Annotated in this window: 12 protein-coding genes; 4 read left to right on the forward strand and 8 right to left on the reverse strand. The window is 71.8% G+C overall.

Annotated elements, in window-relative coordinates:
* Positions 1-43: 43 nt before the first annotated feature.
* The 5 genes from mptB to ACZ6QQ_RS17310 form a co-directional block, all read right to left on the reverse strand.
* The gene (gene mptB, locus ACZ6QQ_RS17290) at positions 44-1,486 is read right to left on the reverse strand and encodes a polyprenol phosphomannose-dependent alpha 1,6 mannosyltransferase MptB (protein ID WP_465877326.1); all 1,443 of its coding nucleotides are present in this window, start codon (positions 1,484-1,486) and stop codon (positions 44-46) included.
* 41 nt (positions 1,487-1,527) lie between these two features.
* Positions 1,528-2,220: a hypothetical protein gene (locus ACZ6QQ_RS17295; RefSeq protein ID WP_465877327.1), complete on the reverse strand. Its 693-nt coding sequence runs from the start codon at positions 2,218-2,220 to the stop codon at positions 1,528-1,530.
* A 151-nt stretch (positions 2,221-2,371) separates the two neighbouring features.
* Positions 2,372-4,069 carry a hypothetical protein gene (locus tag ACZ6QQ_RS17300; RefSeq protein WP_465877328.1) on the reverse strand — a complete coding sequence of 566 codons (1,698 nt, stop codon included), beginning with the start codon at positions 4,067-4,069 and terminating at the stop codon, positions 2,372-2,374.
* The gene (locus ACZ6QQ_RS17305; RefSeq protein ID WP_465877330.1) at positions 4,062-7,136 is read right to left on the reverse strand and encodes a bifunctional [glutamine synthetase] adenylyltransferase/[glutamine synthetase]-adenylyl-L-tyrosine phosphorylase; all 3,075 of its coding nucleotides are present in this window, start codon (positions 7,134-7,136) and stop codon (positions 4,062-4,064) included. The genes ACZ6QQ_RS17300 and ACZ6QQ_RS17305 overlap by 8 nt, the downstream gene beginning before the upstream one ends.
* The gene (locus ACZ6QQ_RS17310) at positions 7,133-7,912 is read right to left on the reverse strand and encodes a type 1 glutamine amidotransferase (RefSeq protein ID WP_465877331.1); all 780 of its coding nucleotides are present in this window, start codon (positions 7,910-7,912) and stop codon (positions 7,133-7,135) included. The genes ACZ6QQ_RS17305 and ACZ6QQ_RS17310 overlap by 4 nt, the downstream gene beginning before the upstream one ends.
* A gap of 51 nt (positions 7,913-7,963) precedes the next feature.
* Here ACZ6QQ_RS17310 and ACZ6QQ_RS17315 point away from each other — a divergent pair, with 51 nt between their 5' ends.
* Both ACZ6QQ_RS17315 and ACZ6QQ_RS17320 read left to right on the forward strand, forming a co-directional pair.
* A complete protein-coding gene (locus ACZ6QQ_RS17315) occupies positions 7,964-8,926 on the forward strand; it encodes a S66 peptidase family protein (RefSeq protein ID WP_465877332.1) in 963 nt (320 codons plus the stop codon).
* A gap of 154 nt (positions 8,927-9,080) precedes the next feature.
* Complete coding sequence (locus ACZ6QQ_RS17320; protein ID WP_465877333.1) at positions 9,081-9,566, forward strand: hypothetical protein; 486 nt, start codon at positions 9,081-9,083, stop codon at positions 9,564-9,566.
* 88 nt (positions 9,567-9,654) lie between these two features.
* Here ACZ6QQ_RS17320 and ACZ6QQ_RS17325 read toward each other — a convergent pair whose 3' ends face one another.
* Both ACZ6QQ_RS17325 and glnA read right to left on the reverse strand, forming a co-directional pair.
* Complete coding sequence (locus ACZ6QQ_RS17325) at positions 9,655-11,733, reverse strand: S8 family serine peptidase (protein ID WP_465877334.1); 2,079 nt, start codon at positions 11,731-11,733, stop codon at positions 9,655-9,657.
* 294 nt (positions 11,734-12,027) lie between these two features.
* The gene (glnA, locus tag ACZ6QQ_RS17330) at positions 12,028-13,380 is read right to left on the reverse strand and encodes a type I glutamate--ammonia ligase (protein ID WP_326556599.1); all 1,353 of its coding nucleotides are present in this window, start codon (positions 13,378-13,380) and stop codon (positions 12,028-12,030) included.
* A gap of 323 nt (positions 13,381-13,703) precedes the next feature.
* On the opposite strand from glnA, the gene ACZ6QQ_RS17335 reads away from it, so the two are divergent.
* A complete protein-coding gene (locus ACZ6QQ_RS17335; protein WP_465877335.1) occupies positions 13,704-15,593 on the forward strand; it encodes an NAD+ synthase in 1,890 nt (629 codons plus the stop codon).
* Between the two features lie 118 nt (positions 15,594-15,711).
* Positions 15,712-16,590, forward strand: coding sequence for a 3-methyl-2-oxobutanoate hydroxymethyltransferase (gene panB, locus ACZ6QQ_RS17340; protein WP_465877337.1), 879 nt, complete (start codon positions 15,712-15,714; stop codon positions 16,588-16,590).
* Positions 16,591-16,634: 44 nt separating this feature from the next.
* Here the strand turns inward: panB and npdG are convergent, their stop codons facing one another.
* Positions 16,635-17,333: an NADPH-dependent F420 reductase gene (gene npdG / locus ACZ6QQ_RS17345; protein ID WP_465877338.1), complete on the reverse strand. Its 699-nt coding sequence runs from the start codon at positions 17,331-17,333 to the stop codon at positions 16,635-16,637.
* Between the last annotated feature and the right edge of the window lie 7 nt (positions 17,334-17,340).

Here is a 17,340-nt window from a genome sequence, read left to right on the forward strand (position 1 = left end):
CGCAACAAATAGATTGCGCTCCTCTGGCCGGCTGAGCGGTGTCCTAGCGGCCGCTCGGGGCCGTCTCCGCCAACTCCGGTAGGTCCGGCTCCACCCGGCGCCGCCGGGCCGAACGCACCCCGAGCAGCGCCACGACCAGCACGAACCCGGTCATCGCCAGGGCGCCGGGCAGCTTGCTGAACCGGGCCAGGTTGGTCCCGTCCGGCAGGGTCAGAAACGAGATCAACAATCCGGGTACGACCAGCCACCGGCCCGCGATCGCGGTCGCCGCCAGAACCGCCAGGGGCCAGGTCGCGTACCAGGGGTGGAAGACCGGGGCGAGGGCAACCGTGGCGGTCAGGGCCAGGCCCGCCCCGAGCACCGGATCCGCGCGCCGCGCCCGCCACCAGAGCAACACCAGGAGTACGCCGAGCAGCCCCAACCCCACCAGTCGGGTCGCCGGCACAGCGTCGAGATCGGCCCCGAACAGGCGCCCGGCGTAGTCCACGGTCAACCCGAACGCGGTCGGCGGCGAGGTCCACTGCACCGAGTCACCACTGCGGGCGAGCCCATCGACCCAGCCCCAGCCCAGCCCCGACAGCCCGGACACCGCGAGTACGGCGAACGCCGCCCCTGCCGCCACCGGCATCCCGTCGCGCAGCAGCGCCCGGAACCGGTACGGACCGGACAGCGCGGCGAGCACCGCGAACGGGACCACCACGCCGGCGGTGACCTTCACCCCGACCGCCAGCCCGAGCAGCACTCCCCCGGCGAACAGCGGCAGCGGCCGACCCGGCCGAGCGACGGTCACCAGCAGCCCGGCCGTCAGCAGCCCGATCATCAGGGCGTCGTTGTGCGCCCCGGAGATCAGGTGCACGGCCACGACCGGGCAGCCGAGCAGCAACCAGAGCGCCCGTTGCGGCGCCACCCCGCAGCGGCGGGCGAGTGCGGGCAGGCAGGCGGCGGTGAGCGCGACCCCGATCACGGCGTACAGGCGCAGCACGGCGAGGGTGCCGGCCAGTGTCCCGCCGATCGCCACCGCCAGCCCGGCGAGCAGCACGAACACCGGCCCGTACGGTGCCGGGCTGTCCTGCCAGGTCGGCGAGACCGAGTCCAGCCACGGGCAGCCGAGCTCCCGTACGCCACCGGTGTACGGGTTGCCGCCGTCGTGCAGCACCGCCCCCTGGCAGGCGTACGAGTAGATGTCACGGCTGCCCAGCGGCGGCGCGGCGAGCAGCGGCAGCAGCCACAGCCCGGTGGTGACGTACGCCCATCGGGTCGACGGGACGCCGTCGCGGGCGGCCCACCAGGCACCGGCGAGCAGGGCGGTGCCGACCAGCCAGCAGCCGAGGATCAGCGGCCCGTGCTCTCCCTGCCAGATGCCGGCCGGGGTGACCCCGGCGCGCCACCGCGGCAGCACACCGCCGAACCGGGCCGCGACCGCCAGCAGAATCGCCCCGGCCAGGCCGGCGTAGCGGACGAGACGGAACCGGGGCACGGCGACCATCGTGTCATGGGGGCTCGGATGCCCTGGTCACCCCCTCGATGTCACGCCACGACCAAGACCATTCCCGCCCTTATCGCAGCCACCTTGTCGCCAGCGAGCATCACTCTGGCAGTCTCCCCCACGGCAAGCTGCGGCAGGCGCTCCTCTCGACGGAGAATCTTCTCGACTTCAACCGATCCGACACCCGTTTCATCACCGTCGACATGCCCCAGCTCGTTTCCTTCCGAGACGGGCCCACCATCCGCCCGAGCTATGCAGTCGACGACTCGATCGCCAATCTTCCGAGTATCCAGAATCCGCAGCCGCGCCACGCCATCGGACGTGTCTGCCGACGGTTCGACCGAGAGCTCCTCCCGAGCACGCAGGAAGATCGCGAGAACTTCGTCACGCGAAAGGGAACGAGCCGCAAACCCCACGTTTCTCATGTGCCGAATGAACTGACCCGGGACAGCGATGTCGTACAGATCCACGAGATCTGCCGCAATGGTCGGCCACACCCACTCACTGTCGGTGCAAACACTTCCCCCACCCATGATCGACCGAGCCGGCCCGACGAATGGGTCATTCTGGTATCCGGGCACCACCACCAGCCCTGATCCAGAGCGGAGGTACGACACGACGTCCGCTTTGTCTGGACACGGTGACCGCGCAAATTCGCTAGCGCTCACCGTACGCCCGACGCGGTATCCGAGCTCCTTGAAGAAGGCAAAGTAGTTCAGTCGTCCAGCATCCATGATTCCCTCTCCATCGTGACCGACTCACGCCGACCTCCGGTGCGTCGCGCCGCCCTCAGGATCCCGAAGACTTCGGCCGGCTGTGGCGAGCCAAACTCTTCGAGATCATGAGGCGACGCGAGCAGTTTGGGTGGGTGCGACCGGGTCGGAGTCAGCAGTGGGGGCCGGGGTTGAGCAGGTCGCTGCCGAGGCGGTAGGTGCCGGTGGTGACCCGAACGATCGTCCAGCCGTCGCTGGTGGCTCGCAGGCAGGCGCCCGGCCCGGTCACGCTAAGAAAGCGCGACCAGTGCACCCGGACCACCACCTCGCCGGGAGCCTCGGCGACGAACGTCACCCCGGCCGGGCTCGATTCGGTCAGTCGTCCCGCCGCACCAACCAGCGGCATGGGGTCCTGCACGGCGTACAGCACCCAGGTGGGGTCCCGCCACACCTCGCGCAACTCGGGCAGGCCGGCGGTGACCAGGGCAGCCTCGTCGCGGGCGTACCGGTCGGGGACGCTGTCGGGAGCGAGGGCCACGTAACTGACGGCGTTGAGGCGCAGCCAGGTGACGTACTCCTGCGGGTCGAGGCGGTCGCGGTAGAACAGCGGGTTGCGGTCGACGTCGACCTGACGTTCCCAGCCTCGGGCGAGCGGAACGGTCGGGGCGACGTACGTCGACTCCCAGTGGTCGCGCAGCGGCACCACCTCGACCCGGCCGACCGGTCCGCGTCGGGCCAGTTCGTCGACCAGTGGCCGGTAGAACGCCGCCCGGCTCTCGGTCGAGCCGGCCCGACCGAGGTCGCTGACCATCACCGGGTTCTGCCACCAGACGGCGAGCGCCAGCAGCGGCACCAGCCAACGCAGACGCAGGTCGGCGAACGCGGCCAGCACCGGCAGTGCGAACAGCATCGGCAGCCGCAGAGCGTTCGAACCGACCGGGCTGTGCAGGTAGTAGGCGCCGACCAGCAGCGCCACGGTCAGCGCGGCGCCGACCTTGACCGCCCGCCACCGGCGCGGTAGCACCACCAGCACCACCAGCGCCAACACCACGTTCGTGCGCATCGACGCGAAGCTGTACGGCTGCACCCCGCCGTTGCCGAACAACAACGCCATCGGCGCCAACGCGACCGCCGGGGCAACGCAGAGCACCAGCGCCCCGGCCAACTGGTTGCCGAACCGCCAACGAACCGGCCGCCACCGGCCCGTACCCCGGGCTCCCGGTCGCGGCGGCGGGCCCGGACGCACCGGGCGACGCAGGTTGACCAGCAGCAGCGCCCCGCCGGCCAGCCCGACGAACAGCCCCGCCACCGGGCTGGCCCAGGTGCTCAACGCGGCCAGCACCCCGGCCCCCACCAACCAGCCGACCCGCGTCGCCCGTACCGGACTCCTCCCCGCGGAAGCCGCGACGGCGCAGAGGGCGAGCAGGCCGAGCAGCAGGCCGACGGCGAAGGTGATCCGGCCGCTGACCAGGTTCCCGACCAGCACCACGGCGCCGAGCAGCGCACCGAACACCGGGCGCCGGGCGCCGGTGGCCACCAGCAGCCAGGCGAAGGCGAGTGCCGAGCCGACCGCGGCGATCGCGCCGACCACCCGTACGCCGAGCGTGGCACCGAGGGCGGCGGTGAACAGGCTGTAGCCGAACTGGTTGATGCCGCCGTACCAGCCGAGGTCGATCGGGGTGGCGCCGAACCGGTCGACGAAGTTCGCCCGGGCCACCTGGGCGGCCAGGTCGGTGCCCATCTTCGGGGCCAGCAGGAAGGCGACCGCCAACAGCAGCGATACCACCCCCGCCACGCCGACCGGCGAACCGAGCCGCCCGCCGGTGGCCCGGACGGCACCGGTCCCCAGCGGGCGGCGCCGGTCAGGCATCGAGTACGCGCTCCACGGCGGCCCGCGACCGTCGCGCGGTACGCAGGTAGTGGTCGAGGAACTCGCCCGGATCGTCGCCGCCGAGCAGCCGGACCACGCCCGCCAACTCCACCCCGTGCCGGGGCAACTGGTCGCCGGCCCGACCCCGGACCAGCATCAACGCGTTGCGTACCCGGGCGGCCAGGGTCCAGCCGGCCGCCATCACGCCTACGTCGGCCGGGTCGATCAGCTTGGCGTCGCGGGCCGCGCCGAGCGCGTCGAGGGTACGCGTACCGCGCAGTTCGGGGACGGTACCGGCGTGCCGGAGCTGGACCAGTTGCACCGCCCACTCGACGTCGGCGAGCCCGCCCCGGCCGAGCTTGGTGTGGGTGGCCGGGTCGGCTCCCCGGGGCAGCCGCTCGGTCTCCACCCGTGCCTTGATCCGCCGGATCTCGGTCACCTGGGCGCGGTTCAGCCCGAGTTCCGGGTAGCGGACCGGGTCGACCATCAGCTCGAACTCCCGGCCCAGGTCGGCGTCACCGCAGACGAACCGGGCGCGCAGCAGCGCCTGCGCCTCCCACACCTTTGACCAGCGGGCGTAGTACTGGGCGTAGGCGGCGATGCTGCGTACCAGTGGACCCTGGCGGCCCTCGGGGCGTAGGTCGGCGTCGACGCCGAGCGGCGGGTCGGAGCTCGGGGTGCCGAGCAGCCGGCGCAGTTCCTCGGCGATGGCGTGCGCGGCGGCGCTCGCCGTGCTCTCGGCCACCCCCGGCGGCGGATCGTAGACGAACAGGACGTCGGCGTCGGAGAAGTAGTTCTGCTCGTACCCGCCGAGCCGGCCCATGCCGATCACGGCGAACCGCAGTCCGGGCAACTCCGGTACGGCCGCGCGGGCGACCTGGAGCGCGGCGGCCAGGGTCATGTCGGTGACCGCGCTCAGCGCCGCGCCGGTGCCGATGATGTCGGACTCGGCGGCGACCGCCGGCCCGAGCGCCTCCTCGGTCTCCGGCGACGGTGGGGCCAGCGAACCGGCGGAGTGCAGCACGTCGGCGCAGGCGAGCCGGATCAGCTCGCGGCGGCGCAGCGCCCGGACCGCGCTGATCGCCGAGGTCGGGTCGGCCGGGTCCGGGCCCCGTCCGGGCAGGTGCCGGCTGGCGGCGGCGGTGAACCCGTCGCGCAGTACGGCCGGGTCGCGCGGCACCAGCTCGGTGTCGTCGGCGAGCAGCCGCAGCGATTCGGGGTCGCGGGCGAGCAGGTCGGCGACGTACCGGGACAGGGCGAGCGTACGGGCGAGCCGCCGGGCGACCGGCCCCTCGTCGCGCAGCAGCCGCAGGTACCACGGGGTGCTGCCGAGCTTGTCGGAGACCTGCCGGTAGTTGAGCAGCCCCTGGTCCGGAACGGGTGCGTCGGCGAACTCCTGGAGCAGCACCGGCAGCAGGGTGCGCTGGATCGCGGCGGTCCGGGTCACCCCGCCGGTGAGCGCCTGGAGGTGCTGCAACGCGCGGGTCGGGTCGCCGAAGCCGAGGATCTCCAGCCGGTGCTTGGCCGCCTCCGGGGTCAGCCGCAGCCCGTCGGTGTTGACGCGGGCGACCGCCTCCAGCAGCGGCCGGTAGAAGATCTTGATGTGCAGTCGGCGTACCTCGCTGGCGTGGGTGACCCACTCGGAGCGGAACGCCTCGACCGCGTCCCGCTCCGGGGTGGCGGTGTAGCCGAGCGCGTGCGCCAGCCAGCGCAACGCCTGCGGCTCGGTCGGCACGGTGTGCGTACGCCGCAGGCCCTGTAGTTGCAGCCGGTGCTCGACCGTACGCAGGAACCGGTAGCCGCGCAGCAGCGACTCACCGTCGGCCCGGCCGACGTACCCACCGGCGACCAGTGCCCGCAGGGCCGGAATGGTGCCGCAGGCGCGCAGCGAATCGTCGCCGCGACCGTGCACGAGTTGCAGCAACTGGATGGCGAACTCGATGTCGCGCAGCCCGCCCGGCCCGCGCTTGATCTCCCGTTCGAGTTCGCGGGGCGGGATGTTGTCGATGATCCGACGCCGCATCGCGCGGACGTCCTCGACCGCCTCCGGCCGCTCGGCCGCGGTCCAGACCAGCGGCGCGAGCGCGTCGATCCACTCCCGCGCCAGATCCAGGTCACCGACGGCCGGGCGGGCCTTGAGCAGCGCCTGGAACTCCCAGGTGCGGGCCCAGCGACGGTAGTAGGCGAGGTGGCTGGCCATCGTCCGGACCAGCGGACCCCGGTTCCCCTCGGGGCGCAGCGCCGCGTCGACCGGCCAGGCGACCAGTCCGCAGATGTGGATCAGCCGGGTGGCGATCGAGGTCGCGGCGGTCAGGTCGTCGTCGGTGGCCGCGACGAAGATGACGTCGACGTCGGAGACGTAGTTGAGTTCGTCGCCCCCGCACTTGCCCATCGCGACCACGGCCAGCCGGGGCAGTGCCGTACCGGGGGGCAGTTCGGCGACCGCGATGTCGTACGCGGCGCTCAGGGTGGCGTCGGCGAGCCCGGAGAGCGCCGACATGGTCTGCTCCAGGCCCTGTCCGCCGGTCAGGTCGGCCGCCGCGATCCGCAGCAGGCTCAACCGGTACGACCGCCGCAGCGCGGCCACCACCGGCAGCGGCGGCAGGGCGACGCCGGGCAGGGTGCCGTCGTACAGTGTGCCGTCGGCGCGCGGGGCGAGCCCGTCGGCATCGGTGACCAGCACCCGCCACTGGTCGGGGTTGGCCACCAGGTGGTCGCCGAGCGCCGACGACGCCCCGAGTACGGCCACCAGCCGGCGGCGCAGCCCCGGATCGGCGGCCACCGCGTCCAGCACGGCCGACCCGGCCCCGGTGTCCGGGCCGGCGGCCCGCCGCTCCGCCTCGACCAGGCGGTGCAGTTGACGCAGGGCCAGGTCGGCGTCGGCGGACCGGGACAGGGCGGTGATCAGGTCGGCGGCGGACGGGTCCACCGGCTCCTGCGCGGTGTCGTCCCAGAGCCCGAGGCCGGTCGGACCGAGCAGGTCGGCGGCGCGGGAGCCGTGGTCGCCGTCGGCGGTGCCGAAGCCGTATCGGGCGAGCCGGCCGTGTGCGCTGGTCGGTCTGGTCACCGCGGCTCCTGCGGCCGGAGCAGCGGCAGGTCGAGCCGGGGCGCCGGCACGTCCAGCTCGCCCCGGGCCAGGGCGGCGAAGCGTACGGCGAACGGCTGCCAGACCTCCTCGACGTCGGCCATCACCGCGTCGGCGGCGGCGATGACGGCGTCCCGGTCGTAGCCCAGCTCGGCCAGGATCGCCGAGTCCGTCGCCCAGTTCGCGATCATGTCGGTGTCGGCCTCGATGTGGAACTGGAGCCCCCAGGCCCGGTCACCGAGCCGGAACGCCTGGTGCGGGTAGCGGGTCGAGGCGGCGAGCAGCACCGCGCCGCGCGGCAGCTCGGTGATCTCGTCCTGGTGCCACTGGAGCACGTCGGGGATGAGCGGCACCCACTTGAACAGCGGGTCGCCGTCGGCGGCGTCGCGCTTGCCGACCACCCCCGGACCGACCTCCGGCCCGGCCGAGCTGAGCGCGACGGTGCCGGCGTGCGCGGTCGCCAGCAGTTGCGCGCCGAGGCAGATCGTCAGCGTGGGCAGGCGGTGCCGGACCGCCTTGCGCAGCAGTCCCTCCAACTGCGGGAACCAGGGTTCCTCGGGGCTGCCGTCGGGCAGCGGGTACGCCTGCTGCTGCCCGCCGAGCACCACCAGCGCGTCGAAGCCGGCGAGGTCCTCGGGCAGGTCGTCACCGGCGTGCGGCCGGAGCACGTGCAGGTCGAGGTCGGCCTCGGTCAGCCACTCCCCCAGCCGACGGAGGTCGTCCGTCGGGTCATTCTCGATCACCAGAGCGGTTGCCACGACGTCGAGGCTATCCGGTGGCCCAAGACGATCCGGATAGGCTGGCACCCCATGACCGATGTCCGACCGGTGACCGCCGTCCCGCTGGCCCGCACGCAGCCCGTACGCCCGCCCGCGTTGCGTCCCGGCGACCGGGTGATGCTGGTCTCGCCGTCCGGTCCGACCGCGCCGGAGCGGGTGGCCCGGGGGCTGGAACTGCTCAGCGGCTGGGGTCTGCGCCCGGTGCTGGCGACCAACGCGTACGCCCGGCAGGGTTACCTGGCCGGCTCGGACGAGCTGCGGGCCGCCGACGTGAACGCCGCCTTCGCCGACCCGGACGTACGCGGCATCCTGTGCACCCGGGGCGGCTACGGCGCGCAGCGGATGGTCGACGCGATCGACATGGCGGCGGTGCGCGCCGATCCGAAGGTGGTGGCCGGCTTCTCCGACATCACCGCGTTGCAGTTCGCGCTCTGGCGCGGTGCCCGGCTCGCCACCGTGCACGGTCCCGGTGCCGCCTGGCTGGACCGGCGCACCCCGCCGGAGTCGGCCGAGTCGTTGCGCCGGGCGCTGATGACCACCGAACCGGCCACGGTCACCCGGCTGCCCAACGAGGAGACCGCCCCGGTCCTGGTGCCCGGTACGGCCAGCGGCCCGCTGATCGGCGGCAACCTCTGCCTGGTGGTGTCGTCGGTCGGCACCCCCGACATGCCCGACCTGACCGACGCGATCCTGTTGATCGAGGACATCGAGGAGCCGCCGTACAAGGTGGACCGGATGCTCACCCAGTTGCGCCGGTCCGGGGTGCTCGCCGGGGTGGCCGGGGTGGCGGTGGGCCAGTTCACCAACTGTGCCGACGACTGGGCGGTGAGCGTGGCCGACGTGATCACCGAACGCCTCGGTGACCTGGGCGTGCCGGTCCTCGGCGGCCTGCCGATCGGGCACGGTCACGGCCAGCTCACCGTCGCCGTCGGTACGCCGGCCACGCTCGACACCACCGCCGGCACCCTGACCGTCTCGTCCGCCGTGAGCTGACGTCGACCTCCCCGTGAGTTTTGCCGGGTCTGGGAGGGCATTTCGGTTCTCATGGCTGATTCACAGGCCTTGCATAGGTTCGGCACGGTCTTCGTACAGGTCGACCCGTGACGGTGGGTGGGTCAGACACCGCACACCGAACATGGGGGTTTCGATGTTGAGGACCATCTCCAGGAAGACGGCGCTCGGCGGGCTCGCCGCTGCCGGCGTACTCGCCGTGGGGGTCGCCGTACCGACCGTGGCGTTCGCCGAGGATCCGACCCCGGCCCCGTCGGCCTCGTCGGCGCCCGCACCGGCTCCCGGTGACCGGGGCGACCGGCCGGAAGGGCCCGGAGGATCGGCGGCGTTCGCCGAGGACCTGGCCAAGGAGTTGGGCATCTCCACGGACAAGGTGACCGCAGCGCTGGAGAAGCTGCGGGAGCAGCGCAAGGCCGACGCCAAGCCGCAGGGCAAGCCGAAGGGCGACAGGGCGGACTGGACGGCCAAGATCTCCGACCGGCTGGCCCAGGCGGTCAAGGACGGCAAGCTGACCCAGGAGCAGGCGGACGCGATCACCGCGGCACTCGACGCCGGCATCCTGCCGGCCTTCGGCGGCCACGGCCGTGGCGGCCCCGGCGCCGCCCCCGCCCAGCCGAAGTAACCCGCGCCGCCCGTCGACGGACGACTCGGGCGATCACGAAGGGGTCCGGCTCGCCGCAGCCAGCCGGACCCCTTGTGATCACGAAACCCTAGTTGATGGGCTCGATGTAGAACTGCTCCCAGACGCCCAGACCCAGATCGGGGTACTGGTAGTTGATCGTCCGGTTGGCGATCAGCGGGGCGGCACCGGCGGACTCCGCCGTCACCGCGTTTCCGTTGACGAGCGCCGTGAGGTAGACGCTGCCCTGCGCGTTGTACTGCTCGACGTAGAACTTCTCCCAGTCGAAGACCGCCCCGGCCCGGGCGATCAACCAGCTGGTCCCCGCGGCGTTCGCCGAAACGTACTTGGCGTTGGCGTTCGCCTTGAAGGAGAAGGTGCCGTCAGCCTGGTCGACGACCTCGAACCGCTCCCACGGGCCGACGACGTCACGGTTGGCGATCAGCGGTGCGGCACCCGCACTGTCCGCCGACACGAACTTGCCGTTGGCGTTCGCCCGGATGCTGACCGTCGGATACGGCAGCACGTAGTCGAACATCTCCCAGAGCCCGATCGCGGGCTTGTTCGAGATCAGCGGGTGACCCCCGGCGAAGTCCGCCGACACGTAGTTGCCGTTGGCGTTCGCCCTGAAGCTCACGCTGCCGTTGGCGTTGTGGACAACCTGGAACAGCTCCCAGGGCCCGATCGCGGGTCGGTTGGCGATCAGCGGCCGACCCCCGGCGAAGTCCGCCGAGACGTACAAACCGTTCACCCTCGACCGCAGGGCGACGAAGCCGTTGCCGGCGTCCACCTGGTCGAATCGCTCGCCCGGACCGGGCGCCGCAGCGGAAGCGACGAGCTGCTGGTTGCCGCCGGCACCCGGCGTCACGAACTTGCCGTTGGCGTGCGAGCGCAGACCGATGCCGGATCGCGCGATCTCGCCCGTGCCGATGCGCAGCATGCGGTTCGGTGAGCCGATGCTGTCCCAGACCGCACCGGAGGTGCCACCGGTCACGATGGCGTCACGCACCTGCTGCGGCGTCCAGGTCGGGTTCGCCGACAGCAGCAGCGCCGCCGCACCCGCCACGTGCGGCGAGGCCATCGACGTGCCGTCCGCGACCAGCCCCTCGGGGATGCCGGCCGCCGCCGAGCGGATGTTGACTCCCGGGGCGAACAGGTCCACGCAGGGCCCGAAGTTCGAGAACCAGGCCCGGTAGTCGAGGTGATCGGTCGCCCCCACGGTGATGGCGGCCGACACCCTCGCCGGCGAGGCGTTGCAGGCGTTCTGGGGCTGGACACCGAACTGGGTCGTGATGCCGTTGCCGGCCGAGACCGCGTAGGTGACGCCGGAGGCGATCGACGCCGTGACCGCGGCGTCGATCGCCGGGTCGCCCGACGCCCGACCGAGGCTCATGTTCGCCACGGCCGGCTTGACCGCGTTCTCGGTCACCCAGTCGATTCCGCCGACCACCGATTCGGTCGACCCCACGCCCCAGCAGTCGAGCACCCGTACGGCGACCAGTTTCACGTTCTTGGCCACGCCGTAGGTGGTGCCGCCGAGGGTGCCCGCAACATGCGTGCCGTGGCCCTCGCAGTCGGTCGCGTCGGGGTCGTTGTCGACGAAGTCGTATCCGGACTGGATCCGGCCGGCGAACTCGGGGTGGCTCAGCCAGACACCACTGTCGATGACGTACGCCGTGACGTTGCTCGCCGTGTTCGGGTAGGTGTACGTGTTGCTCCGCACCGGACCGGCCTGGTCGATGCGGTCCAGGCCCCACGACGGCGGGTTGGTCTGGGTGTCGGTCTTCGAGTAGGTGCGCACCGGCTCGACGGACTTGACGTCGGCGTGCTTGGCGAGGCTCTTGGCCTGCGCCTCGGTCATCTGGGCGGAGTAGCCGCGCAGGGCGGAGGTGTAGACCCGGCGGACCGTTCCACCGTTGGCCCGGGCCAACGACGAGGCGCTGGCCCGCGTCTTTTCGGCGCTCGCCTTGCCGTCCTTCAGGACGACGATGTACCGGTCCTTGATCACGTCGGAGGGGGCCGGATTCGGCCCCGCCTTCCGGACCGGGTTGACGGGCTCGACCGGAGCCGCCATCGCGGCACCGCCGGTGGCCGCGCCGAGCATGGTCGTCACGACGGTGAGGGCAACCCCCACCGCCGCCCAGCGGCGCAGTACGCCACGACGTTCCATAGATTGTTCTCCCCGTTGCTAGACACTGTCCACAAAGGATAGTAGGTCACGAGATCACCGGCCGCGATGAGAATTTGCCGGCCGGTGACAGCCGCTTAATACTCCGCGACTATCGATATCGGGGCGTCGTCCTTTCGGCTGATTTCCGTTACCGCGCCCCGCATCTCCACCGTTGCGTCCACGGGCCTTCACCGAACCTTCACGGAGCGAACCGGGCGGCACACCGACCGACTGTCCGCACACAAACAGAATCGGCTGGCCCCGAGACCGGGGCCAGCCGACGAACCGCTCCGCTCAGAGCGCGCCGAGGTAACGCTGGCGCTCGTACGGGGTGACCTCGCGGCGGTACTGTTCCCACTCGGCCCGCTTGTTGCGCAGGAAGAAGTCGAAGACGTGCTCGCCGAGCACCTCGGCGACCAGCTCCGAACCGGCCATCACGTCGATCGCCTCGGAGAGGTTCTCCGGCAGGGCTTCGTACCCCATCGCCTTGCGCTCGGCGTTGGACAGCGACCAGACGTCGTCCTCGGCTCCCGGCGGCAGCTCGTAGCCCTCCTCGATGCCCTTGAGGCCGGCGCCGAGCAGCACCGCGAAGGCGAGGTACGGGTTGGTCGCCGAGTCCAGCGAGCGCACCTCCACCCGGGCCGAGTTCGGCTTGCCGTACGCCGGGACCCGGACCAGCGCGGACCGGTTCAGGTGCCCCCAGCAGACGTACGCCGGGGACTCGGTGATCCGGTCGGGCAGCGCCTGCGGGAAGAGCCGCTTGTACGAGTTGACCCACTGGTTGGTGACCGCCGTGTACTCGCGGGCGTGCACCAGCAGCCCGGCGATGAACGCGCGGGCCACCTTGGACAGTTTCGACGGGTCGCCGCCGTCGTGGAAGGCGTTGCGCTCGCCCTCGAACAGCGACAGGTGGGTGTGCATGCCGCTGCCCGGCTGGTCGGTGAAGGGCTTGGGCATGAAGCTGGCCTGGACCCCGGTGGAGAGCGCCACCTCTTTGATCACGTGCCGGAAGGTCATGATGTTGTCGGCGGTGGTGAGGGCGTCGGCGTAGCGCAGGTCGATCTCCTGCTGGCCGGGAGCGACCTCGTGGTGGCTGAACTCGACCGAGATGCCGATCCGCTCCAGCGACAGCACCGCCTGGCGGCGGAAGTCGCGGGCGATGGCGTGCGTGGTGTGCTCGAAGTAGCCGCCGGCGTCGACCGGGACCGGGACCGAGCCGTCGTTGGGGCCGTTCTCCAGCAGGAAGAACTCTATTTCGGGGTGGGTGTAGAAGGTGAAGCCCTTCTCTGCGGCGCGGGACAGCGCGCGGCGCAGGACGTGCCGTGGGTCGGCCCAGGAGGGGGTGCCGTCGGGGAGCAGGATGTCGCAGAACATCCGGGCGCTCTCGCCGCTGACCCCGCCCTCGAACGGGAAGACCTGGAACGTGGTCGGATCGGGCATGGCGACCATGTCGGATTCGAAGACCCGGGCGAAGCCCTCGATGGCGGAGCCGTCGAAGCCGATGCCCTCCTCGAAGGCGGCCTCCAGTTCGGCCGGCGCGACCGAGACGCTCTTCAGCGTGCCGAGTACGTCGGTGAACCACAACCGGACAAAACGGATGTCGCGCTCTTCCAGGGTGCGGAGCACAAACTCCTGCTGACGGTCCACTTCAACCCCTCGTGACACTCCTGCTTGACCTGGCCAGCCGACCCCCGACCTAGCGGACCAGTCTTACCCGACCTCGTTACGCCGACGTTACGTGATCTCCGTCGCGCGCGGTACGCCGGGACGGCGACTGTCCCGTTCATGGTCTTCCACCCCAAAGATACGAGGACAAGCGTTTTCCAGCAGCCCCGGCCGGCAAACCCACCCGCCCGAACCAACCCCGAATGTCAGGAAGGGCCCCTTCCTACGCAAAATGCGATCGCACCGGTCCCGAGCTACCTCCCCCGGCGCGAGCGGACGGGGCGGCGGCGCGGCAAGATGAGGGCATGCCCACCCTGCGCCTCGCTCTCGCCCAGGTGAACCCCACCGTCGGAGACCTCGCCGGCAACGCCGAGACGGTCCGCCGGACCAGCCGCACCGCCGTGACCGCCGGGGCGCAACTGGTCGTCTTCCCGGAGATGATGCTCACCGGCTACCCGGTCGAGGACCTGGTGTTCCGCCGGTCGTTCGTGACCGCCTCACGGGCCGCCCTGCACCGGCTCGCCGCCGACCTCGACGCCGACGGCCTCGGTGCCGTACCGGTGCTGCTCGGCTACCTCGACTCGGACGAGTTCGGGCGCACGGCCGACGGCGCCGACACCGACGACTCCGACAGCTCAGACGGCGGCAGCGGGACCACCGGCAGCGGCACGGGCACCGGACCGCACCGGAGCCGGGGGCCGCGCAACGCCCTCGCCGTCCTGCACGGCGGGACCGTGGTCGCCACCTACTTCAAACACCACCTGCCCAACTACGGCGTCTTCGACGAGGACCGCTACTTCGTCCCCGGCGACACGCTCACCGTGGTCCGGGTCGGCGGCGTCGACGTCGGGCTCACCATCTGCGAGGACCTGTGGCAGGCCGGGGGGCCGTTCGCGGTCGCCCGCCGGGCCGGGGTCGGCCTGGTTGTCAACATCAACGGCTCGCCGTACGAGCGGAACAAGGACGACGTACGGCTGCCGCTGGTCCGCCGCCGGGCCGCCGAGGCGGGCGCCACGGTGGCGTACGTCAACATGGTCGGCGGCCAGGACGAGCTGGTCTTCGACGGCGACTCGATGATCGTCGCCGCCGACGGCACCCTGCTGACCCGCGCCCCGCAGTTCGTCGAGCACCTGCTCGTGCACGACCTGGAGCTGCCGGCGGCGACCGCCGACCGGGCCACCGAACAGACGGTCACCGCCACCGGCACCACCGACGAGGTGGCTGCCGGAACCCGGTACGCCGGCAGCGGCGACCCGACCACGATGCGGATCGCCCGGGTGACCGTCGGCGGCACCGTCCCCGCACCCGCCGCACCGCCCGCCGACGGTGGCATCGCCCGACCGCTCGCCGACGAGGCGGAGGTCTGGTCCGCGCTGGTGCTCGGGCTGCGCGACTACGTCAACAAGAACAACTTCCCGTCGATCGTGCTCGGCCTCTCCGGCGGCATCGACTCCGCCGTGGTCGCGACCATCGCGGTCGACGCGCTCGGACCGGACCGGGTGGTCGCGGTGTCACTGCCCAGCCAGCACTCCTCCGAGCACTCCCGCGAGGACGCCGCCGACCTGGCCAAGCGGACCGGGCTGGACTTCCGGGTCGAACCGGTGCAGGCGATGGTCGACGGTTTCCTGGCCAACATGTCGCTGTCCGGGCTGGCGGTGGAGAACCTCCAGGCACGGGTACGCGGAGTGGTGCTGATGGCGCTGTCGAACCAGGAGGGGCACCTCGTCCTCACCACCGGCAACAAGAGCGAACTGGCGGTCGGCTACTCCACCCTCTACGGCGACTCGGTCGGCGGTTACAACCCGCTCAAGGACGTGTGGAAGTCGCTGGTGTGGCAGTTGGCGAACTGGCGCAACGCGGACGCGGTCGCGCGCGGCGAACAGCCGCCGATCCCGGAGAACTCGATCCGGAAACCGCCGAGCGCGGAGTTGAGCCCCGGCCAGCTCGACAGCGACTCGCTGCCCGACTATTCGGTGCTCGACCCGATCCTGGTCGGCTACGTCGACGGCGACCAGGGCCGCGAGGACCTGGTCGCGGCCGGACACGACCCGGCGGTGCTCGACCGGGTGCTGCGGATGGTGGATACCGCCGAGTACAAGCGCCGGCAGGCGGCACCCGGCACCAAAATCACCATCAAGGCGTTCGGCCGGGACCGCCGGCTGCCGATCACCAACCGGTGGCGCGAGCGCGGCTGAACCGCCCGCGAGGTGTGAAATCCTCCACTGCACCCTGACCCGGTCCGGCGCCACGGTGCGACGATCGATCCGGACCCGGGGACCGCGAGCGCGGCCTCGAGGTGGAAGGAGAGTCGTGATGTCCGAGCAGGCGAACAACCCCACGACGCCGGGGACCGACCCGGCGGAGCCCGAGGTGACGGCGCTGTACGGCGGGCCGGCGAGCCGGCGGATCCGTACCCGTGACCTGGCCGCCGCCCGCGAACGCGGCGACCGGTGGGCGATGCTCACCTCGTACGACCAGTACACGGCGTCGATCTTCGACCAGGCCGGCATTCCGGTGCTGCTGGTCGGCGACTCGGCGGCGAACAACGTCTTCGGCTACGAGACCACCGTGCCGGTGACCGTGGACGAGTTGCTGCCCCTGGTCCGGGCGGTGGTCCGGGCGACCCGGTACGCGCTCGTCGTCGCCGACCTGCCGTTCGGCTCGTACGAGGAGGGGCCGACCCAGGCGCTGCGTACGGCGGTGCGGTTCATGAAGGAGGGCGGCTGCCACGCGGTGAAGCTGGAGGGTGGCCGACGGGTCGCCGCCCAGATCTCCGCGCTGACCAACGCCGGCATCCCGGTGATGGGGCACATCGGCTTCACCCCGCAGAGCGAGCACACGATCGGCGGCTACCGGGTGCAGGGCCGGGGCGACGCGGCCGACGAGGTGCTCGCCGACGCCCGCGCGGTCGCCGACGCGGGCGCCTTCTCGGTGGTGCTGGAGATGGTGCCGGGCGAGGTGGCCAAGCAGGTCACCGCCGAGGTGGGGATCCCGACGATCGGCATCGGCGCCGGCCCCGACACCGACGCCCAGGTGCTGGTCTGGCAGGACATGGCCGGTCTGCGTACGGGCAGGGCGCCCCGGTTCGTCAAGCGGTACGCCGACCTGTCCGGGGTGCTGACCGAGGCGACCCGACGGTTCGCCACCGAGGTACGCGACGGCGACTTCCCGAGCGCCGAGCACACGTTCTGACCTGGCCGTCCGGGGGTGTGGCGGTCCACCCCCGGACGTGCGACTCAGACGTCGGTGACCCGGATACCGGCGTGCGCCCGGTACCGCTTGTTGATCGCGATCAGGTTCGCGGTGAACGCCTCGACCTGGTGGGCGTTGCGCAGCCGGCCGGCGTAGATCCCGCGCATGCCGGGGATCCGGGCGGCCAGGGCGGCGACGACACCGACCAGCTCCCGCTCCTCGGTGCAGATCAGCACGTCCAGGTCGATCCGCTCGATCGCCGGGTCGGCCAGCAGCGGCGCGCTGACGTGGTTGAACGCGGCGCAGACCCGGGAGTCGGGCAGCAGTGCGGCGGCCTGCTGCACGGCGCTACCCTCCGGCACCGTCAGCGCGTACGGGCCCTGCTTGTCGAAACCGAGCGGGTTGACGCAGTCGACGACGATCTTGCCGGCCAGCGGTTCACGGAGCGCGGCGACGGTGTCGTGGTGACCGTCCCACGGCACGGCGATGACCACCACGTCGGCTTCGGCGCAGACGGTGGCGTTGTCCGCCCCGGTGACGTCGGCGTCGGCGGGTACGCCGGACAGTTCGGCGATCTCCTTCGCCGACTGTGCCGCCCGCTGGGCCGACCGGGAGCCGATCAGGACCCGCTGCCCGGCGCGGGCGAACCGGTAGGCCAGCCCCCGTCCCTGGTCACCGGTGCCGCCGATGATGCCGACGGTGAGCCCGGAAACGTCGGGCAGTTCGCTCGCCTCGTATGCCATACCCGCA

This window comes from Micromonospora sp. NPDC049529 (assembly GCF_055586685.1).

Bases quoted from the DNA above. Each gene is read 5' to 3' on its own strand.
- ACZ6QQ_RS17325 (WP_465877334.1), bottom strand. From the start codon at position 11,733: ATGGAACGTCGTGGCGTACTGCGCCGCTGGGCGGCGGTGGGGGTTGCC.
- npdG (WP_465877338.1), bottom strand. From the start codon at position 17,333: ATGGCATACGAGGCGAGCGAACTGCCCGACGTTTCCGGGCTCACCGTC.
- mptB (WP_465877326.1), bottom strand. From the start codon at position 1,486: ATGGTCGCCGTGCCCCGGTTCCGTCTCGTCCGCTACGCCGGCCTGGCC.
- panB (WP_465877337.1), top strand. From the start codon at position 15,712: ATGTCCGAGCAGGCGAACAACCCCACGACGCCGGGGACCGACCCGGCG.
- ACZ6QQ_RS17300 (WP_465877328.1), bottom strand. From the start codon at position 4,069: ATGCCTGACCGGCGCCGCCCGCTGGGGACCGGTGCCGTCCGGGCCACC.
- ACZ6QQ_RS17320 (WP_465877333.1), top strand. From the start codon at position 9,081: ATGTTGAGGACCATCTCCAGGAAGACGGCGCTCGGCGGGCTCGCCGCT.
- ACZ6QQ_RS17335 (WP_465877335.1), top strand. From the start codon at position 13,704: ATGCCCACCCTGCGCCTCGCTCTCGCCCAGGTGAACCCCACCGTCGGA.
- ACZ6QQ_RS17295 (WP_465877327.1), bottom strand. From the start codon at position 2,220: ATGGATGCTGGACGACTGAACTACTTTGCCTTCTTCAAGGAGCTCGGA.
- ACZ6QQ_RS17315 (WP_465877332.1), top strand. From the start codon at position 7,964: ATGACCGATGTCCGACCGGTGACCGCCGTCCCGCTGGCCCGCACGCAG.